Here is a 7336-nt window from a genome sequence, read left to right as displayed (position 1 = left end):
TTTATATGATTGGATAATAAAGTTAATCCTTTTTTATCGTGGCATTTGAAAATACCCTGCTAGTCTATCTACTACGTATAGTAGTGAATGTAAAAGGGTAATAAGTTATGCGCATTTTATTTTTGGCTTTATTATTAGTGTTTGGAGTCAACTCCTGGGCAGATCCAACGCAAGGAGTTAACTATATTACTGAAGAGTTTCCTCCATTTAACTTTAAAGGGAATGATGGTAACCCCACAGGTATCAATACGGATGTTTTGGTTGAAATGTTCAAAAAAATGGGCAGTAAAAATAGTTATAGAGATATTAAACTACAACCATGGGTGAGAGGTTATCGTACTACTCAAGAAGATGGTAGTATGAATATTTTATTTTCAACGACGCGGACGCCTGAGCGGGAAAAAATATTTAAATGGGTAGGACCTTTAACAGATGCCACTAATGATATTATGGTGCGAAAAGGTAATCCCAAAGGTGTGAAAATTGAGTCAGATACTGACTTTGGTAAATATAAATATGCTGTAATTCGTGATGATATTGGTGAACAAGTATTAGCAAATGCAGGTGTTAAAAAATCTAACCTTTCGCATTCAACAAATTTTTATGCAATGGTCAAAAAGTTACAGGGTGGCAAAGTTGATGCTGTTTCTTATAATGGAACCGTAGCAAAATGGTTATTGAAAAAGGAAGGACTGAGTCCTGCTGATTTTGATTTTGTTTATAGTACAAAGCTAGGTCAGCATTACTTTGCATTTAATAAAAGCATTGATGATAGTGTTGTTGAAGCCCATCAAAAAGCGCTTGAATCGGTAAAAGCTGATAAAGCTTTAATGGATAAAATTACTGAAAAGTACCTAAAATAAAAGAAGGATTGATGAAAAGACTATTGCCTCCATACTGAATATCTATTCATTTATAATATTGGGCGTGACTATAAAAAATCATGATGTCACGTCCAGTATTTTTTAGTGGCATTAAGTTTTAATATTTTAATTTTGAGCGGTTGCTTTTAAAGCATGTTTGTTTTTTTGAAAAAAATAAAAGTGTAAAAAATGGTCTTGGTGTCGTTGTTGAGGTGTTGTTTTAAATGGGGAAAAGTTATAAATGCTATAATGCTCATAATGATTAGTTTTTGTAATCACTTTTCCCTAGACTTAACTGGTTATTGACGCGCAGATTTTGAAAAAAATTATCGGTAGTCACGTTCTTGACGAACTTTTTCCTGCTTTAAGTAGGTAAACAATCATTAACCAGTTAAACTTAAAGCAGTGACAGTAGAAAAACGAGGGGAGAGAATGAATTTAAACCCGATGAATTTAAAATGAGTTAAAAGGCGCTCAGGTATATGGAGCCATTTGATTCATTCACCCAACGGACAGATGAAAAATTCCTGCCACTGTGGCAGCCCTTTATCTCGGGAAGCCGTTTTTATTGGCAGTTAGTGTCTGATTGGCCTGACGACCCAGATAATATTGATGCAGACTTTCCGAGTATAGAACTGCTGTGTGAACGTTTACCCAATCAAAATCTGGGGTATTGGATGATCTCAGATGAGAATGTGTTTCATTATTTTAGTCTTAATCCTGCAGTAGCTACAGAGTTGTTGAACTATGAAGCTCGAGCAATGGCTCGTTGTTTAGCTATTGATGATGCCAGTTTTGGTTTTTGTCATAGCTTTCCGCTATTTTCCCTGGATGTACTTTTTGAGCAACCCCTTAATATTATGCCTCGTGATCCGGCTATTCCCCCTCACTACGAGCAACTATTAGATAAGCGTTTCCCTTGTCCTGCAATGCTAAATTGGGGGGGACGGGAGTTACCCTGTATGATGTTGGCAGAGTATGATGGGCGTATTCTGATTAAATTGTTTGTTGACTATGATGGACCTGCCGATGTATTACCTGCCTCAGATTTTATGTACCTGGGAAATTTTTTACACCCGGGTGGCCAGTATCTCGAACTGATGGCTGACATGTTGGTGTTGGTGTCAGCGGATCAACTTACGTTACCTAATCAATGGATTGAGAATATTGCTGCTATTAAGGCTAAACAATTTAGTAGCACTCACTCAAGCCAACAAGTGCAGAATTATAATTTGTTAACAGATATACTTGCACTCGATAAGTCAAGCTCAGCTATTTTATCGGATAAGTCTTCAAGTGAGTGGATTGCCTGGACATTCACTATTTTACAAGCTTTTGCCGCCGCGTTGACGGCGGGTATCCTATGGTTTGTAATGGGGCTCGTATTAATTGTAGGGTTAGTATTGCTCTTTGCTGGCTAGTCCTTCTTCCTACTTATGACCGTTCAGCTTTACATTTTATGTGATTGTAATTGAGCTGAGAGCATGTCAGCGCAATTATCCCTCCTATGTCATTTGTTATACCTTTCTTTTGATGTATACCCTTCACTGTGGACATATATGCTCCTGTTCACTTGTTGACTGTTAACTCATGCAAAATTTATTGTTTTTTTACACTACAGAGGCTGTCTTTTTCTTACAATGTATTTTTCTGGTACATTTTTGTTGAGTACATTCGTGCTAATTGCACTGGAGAGGCTATGTTAAAGCTAATGCAAGCCCTATTAGTCTGTGTAATGACTATGGGATGGATGAGTAATATTCAGGCATCATTAATCAATGATGATTTTGAAGATGGTGATCTGGGTGATCGTTTTTTTGAACTAGGTATGGGAGAGCCTTCAATTGTTAAGGCGTATACTGATCGTTCAGGACGAGTATATACAGCTGCATCTGGCGATTATTTTGCGGCTATACCCACAGGTGCTGCATTAATTTGGACTGATGTTCAGTGGCGTAAAGGGGATAAAATTGAGTTTCAGTATTTAGTTGCCGATGGAGCCTCTGGAAGCTTTCAGTTGCATCCAGAATGGCCTCATACTGGTGAAACTATTGCCAGTTTAGTTGATGGGATTGGTTCTTGGCAGACATTTAGTTATGAGTTTACGGGTGATGAGGATGGTGCTATTGCACTGCAAAATTTTGGTGGCTTTGATAGTTTCTTTCTAATCGATGGGATTTCTATCATTAAGGTCGCAGCGCCCAGTACATTTGGTTTAGGCTTGATTGGATTGGCTGGATTACTTTCACGTAAGCGCTTTACTATTAGCGCTAAAAATAAATGATAACTCATTTGCAAGAAAAACAAGTGACGAACACTTTTTTAAGTTTTTTCTGTTGAGATTGAACTTCACTTGTTCCTCTAGGTCTTAGTTGTGTACCAAATGACCTTGGTATGTGATCTCTCCTATCACGTGTAGACCCTACGTCTAAAGCTAAACAATTCTCCCCCTTGCGACTACGCCCTGGATTTTATCCAGGGGGGAGGATGTTTTTTGACACATAATTTTTCACCATCTAGTTTGTGACTAAAGCAGTGAAAAGCATGTAGGTCCATTTTTAATGGCCCATGCGCATAGAGGTGTTAGATTATGCGTCGAGATAATAAAAATAGAAATCGTGGTAGATGGCAAAAAATAAAACATAACCTTCCTTATATTACCCTCATCTGTTGTTTACCTAGCTTGTTTTCTTCCCCTGTATCTGCTGTAGATTTCCATGGCTATTTACGGTCAGGTATTGGCGGTACTCAAGGCGGGGGTGACCAAGCTTGCTTCAAGGCGAGAGGTGCAGGCGCTAAGTATCGATTAGGCAACGAGTGTGAGACTTATGCAGAAATACAGCTAGGACAAGAACTCTTTAATGAAGGGGGGAAACGTTTCTATGTTGACTCTATGATCGCTTATGTTTCTGATCAGGAAAATGACTGGGAAGAACTGAACGGTGATGGTGCTACTTCGTCATTAAGACAAATGTACGTCATTGGTGAAAATGTCCTTGAAAGTTTTCCTGGCGCAAATATTTGGGCAGGTAAGCGTTATTACCAACGACATGATGTGCATATTAATGATTATTACTATTGGGATGTATCTGGCCCTGGTGCTGGTATCGAAAATATTGATGTAGGGTTTGGTAAGTTATCTTTAGCATGGCTGCGTAATACCGATGAAGATTATCAAGCAAAAGGTGGTTCATCAGGAACGAATGTAGCCAATGATACCTTTGACTTTCGTTTATCTGACTTGTCTGTTAATGAGAATGGTAAACTGGAGCTGGGTTTGGATTATGGTCGAGCCAATTTAAATACTGAACAGGATGATAAAGATTTTGATGATGAAAAAGGTTACCTGTTCACTATACAGCATACACAGAGTAATTGGTTTGGTGGCTACAACAAACTAGCACTGCAATATGCTACCGATGGTATGGTTGGAACTGGCCACAATGGTAGTCGGGCAGTAGATGGTAAAATGTTCCGCATCGTCAATCAGGGGGTTGTTGAACTGTCAGAAAATCTGGAAGGGATGTATGTGGGCATTTATGAGAAAAAAGATTTAGACAACAATCAGGGACAAACATGGATGTCAGCGGGAATTAGACCTGTCTATAAGTGGAATGATGTAATGAGTACCGCTTTAGAGGTGGGTTATGACCGTGTTAAGCCTCAAGCCAGTGGGGCAGAGACGGTTGATCTCACCAAAGTGACGTTAGCACAACAATGGTCTGCTGGCAGGAGCTTTTGGGCAAGACCGGTTATCAGAGCTTTTGCTACTTACGCTCGCTGGGATGGTGATGATTATAATGCCGCCAGTGAAGCGATTGAGGCTGGAGAAGACGACGGTTTAACCTTTGGCGTGCAAGTAGAAGCGTGGTGGTAATTAATAAAGCCAATTCGCTAACTTAATATTACATCCACTAAGCAGGGTATACATCAGGCCACTTATAAGTGGCCTTAACCCTCCCCAAGGCTAGGACTTCTTCTTATGTACCAAACAGTGTATTACCGATTTCTCCGGTATTTTTCGGTTGTTTTTGTGCTGGCATTTATATCCACTGGACATGCAGATATTACCAATTGGACAGGTACATGGCCTCACGCATCGACGGTCAGCCGACAAGCAGCTGATAAAGGGCTGGAAACGTCGTCTGTTTGTTGCCAACACTTAGCAGATTTACCTTTTCAATCAATTAAGCCAGGACAACAGCAGAAAGTTGAGATTAATCTTGAATCTTCCAGCTATCAATTCGACTCAGGAAAAAGTTTTTTTGCGGCTTATAAGCTGCCTGAACATGCTAATTCACTAACGATTACACTCTACAGTATTGCAGGAAAAACAGTATTTAAACCTGTGGTCATGTTAATGGATAGTCAATTTCGGGTCACTCGATTATTGCGAGGTAATGATTTTCAATATCGGCCTGCAAGAGGGTTTAAAGGGGATAGTCTTGATGGACAGTTTCGGGTGGATCGCAGTTTGCCCGGTAATCCACTGAATGAAACCTATATGGTGATATATACAACAAAGTCGGACAGGCAGGGAGCGACCACCTTATTACATCCCGCCAAAGCCTATGCATTAGCACGACATAATCAGCCTCCAGCCATTCCTGACCCTGTCGCTAAACATTCAGCAGTAGGGGTTTTGCAGTTGCGGATGGAGCAGGAACGTAAATCGTTTGGCGAACGTGCTGACTATGTACCACCTGCGGTTGTCTATCCGTCGGCAGCATCTGCACCTGCTAGTAAACCTGCACTTCCCGAAACACAGCACTATTACCAACAAGCGATCGAACAGGCACTTGCTAAAGGGGATATGGCTAAAGCCCTGCGTTTAGTTGAAGAAGGGGAACGAGCTGGTGTGCAAGGTATACGCACGTTTTTGCTAGAGCGTATTCAACCGAAGCAATAAACTCAGCCAGAAAACTACGCCCCCCTAAAAAGCATGAAGGGGGATGCGAAGTTTAAATGTATCAGGCAGGATCAAGTAAAGAAGGATACAGCAACTAATTAGAGTGTTGTCGGTTAAGAAACAGGGATAATCACGAAGTATGCCCAGGGTGAAACAGTTTATGAATGATTCACGAAGGGATAGGCTGTTAATAGGATGTCGTTTATGAAAAAAACAATAACATTACTGGCTTCAAGCTTTCTCATATCACAATGTGTCAGTACAACTGCATTAGCTGCAATTGCAGAAGGTGAGTTAACTATTTGGATTAACGGTGATAAAGGGTATAACGGCTTACAAGCTGTTGGTGACCGCTTTGCTAAGGAAACTGGTATTTCGGTAAAGGTAGCTCATCCTGATAAAGCCACGGATAAATTTCAACAGGCTGCAGCTACAGGAAATGGTCCTGATATTTTTATTTGGGCTCATGACCGGTTAGGTGAATGGGCAAAAAGTGGACTCATTGCACCACTTTCTCCCAGTAAGTCGATTAAATCCGGTATTGTTGATTTTAGCTGGGATGCCGTGACGGTGGATGGAAAAGTCTACGGTTATCCAATCGCAATGGAAGCTGTAGGTTTAATTTACAATAAAGCAATTATTAAACAGCCGCCAAAAACAGTGGATGAAATTTTTTCTTTAAGTGGTCAGCTTGCCAAAAAAAATAAAAAAGCCATTTTATGGGATTATAATAATACGTATTTTACCTGGGGATTATTTGCAGGCTATGGTGCCTATACATTTAAGAAAACACCCTCTGGTGACTATGACGTAAAAGATACTGGGGTAAATAATAAAGGCGGTTATCAAGCTGGGGCATTATTGAAAAAAATGATTGATGAGAAGGTAATGCCTAAAGGCGTTGATTATGGTGTCATGGATGCAGCTTTTAATAAAGGTGAGGTTGCAATGATGATTAATGGTCCATGGTCATGGAGCAACCTTAAGAAAAGTGGAATTGACTTTGGCGTAGCACCACTGCCCAAGATTAATGGCCAGGTAGGTAAACCATTTGTGGGTGTATTGGCGGCAACAGTTAATGCTGCAAGCCCAAATAAAGAATTGGCAGTAGAGTTTTTAGAAAATTATATGCTGAAAATTGAGGGACTTAAAAAGGTGAATGATGATGTTCCCTTAGGTGCCGTTGCTAATAAACAGTTTATGGAAGAACTAAGCAAAGATCCCAATATAGCTGCAACATTTAATAATGCACAAGCGGGTGAAGTCATGCCAAACGTGCCTGAAATGGGGGCATTTTGGGCTGCGATGAAAGCGGCATTACAAAATATCACATCAGGGCGTCAGCCAGTTAAAGCTGCTCTGGATGATGCGGCCAAACGTATTGTACGCAACAAGTAACGTATACCCATAGTGCTGGGTACATTTGTTTATTAATTCTAGTAGTTACTGTTTAGTTTGGTATACCTAGCCTTTAGGTGTTGTGTGTGGAGGATATGCTCTCAAAAGGAAAAGGTGAAGGTATACCAACAAACAGTTTCGCTGCTGGATAAACATGGTGAAGTAT

At 40.2% G+C, this 7336-nt stretch carries 6 protein-coding genes; all 6 read left to right on the top strand.

Annotated features, from left to right (window positions below):
• Positions 1-107 precede the first annotated feature (107 nt).
• The 6 genes from KCG35_RS18890 (at position 108) to malE (ending at position 7170) form a co-directional block, all read left to right on the top strand.
• Complete coding sequence (locus KCG35_RS18890; protein WP_215821420.1) at positions 108-863, top strand: substrate-binding periplasmic protein; 756 nt, start codon at positions 108-110, stop codon at positions 861-863.
• 482 nt (positions 864-1345) lie between these two features.
• Positions 1346-2284, top strand: coding sequence for a hypothetical protein (locus tag KCG35_RS18885; protein ID WP_215821419.1), 939 nt, complete (start codon positions 1346-1348; stop codon positions 2282-2284).
• A gap of 278 nt (positions 2285-2562) precedes the next feature.
• On the top strand, positions 2563-3147 hold the full coding sequence (locus KCG35_RS18880; protein ID WP_215821417.1) for a hypothetical protein: 585 nt from the start codon (positions 2563-2565) through the stop codon (positions 3145-3147).
• Positions 3148-3453: 306 nt separating this feature from the next.
• Entirely contained in the window at positions 3454-4740 is a 1287-nt protein-coding gene (locus KCG35_RS18875; RefSeq protein ID WP_215821415.1) for a maltoporin, read from the top strand.
• Between the two features lie 105 nt (positions 4741-4845).
• A complete protein-coding gene (locus KCG35_RS18870; protein WP_215821412.1) occupies positions 4846-5772 on the top strand; it encodes a MalM family protein in 927 nt (308 codons plus the stop codon).
• A 204-nt stretch (positions 5773-5976) separates the two neighbouring features.
• Positions 5977-7170: a maltose/maltodextrin ABC transporter substrate-binding protein MalE gene (gene malE / locus KCG35_RS18865; protein WP_230409266.1), complete on the top strand. Its 1194-nt coding sequence runs from the start codon at positions 5977-5979 to the stop codon at positions 7168-7170.
• The last annotated feature ends 166 nt before the right edge of the window (positions 7171-7336 follow it).

It is taken from the genome of Zooshikella harenae, assembly GCF_018837975.1.
Lineage (GTDB): Bacteria > Pseudomonadota > Gammaproteobacteria > Pseudomonadales > Zooshikellaceae > Zooshikella > Zooshikella harenae.
Note: the sequence above shows the minus strand (reverse complement) of the source record. Positions and strands in the feature narration are given on the sequence as shown.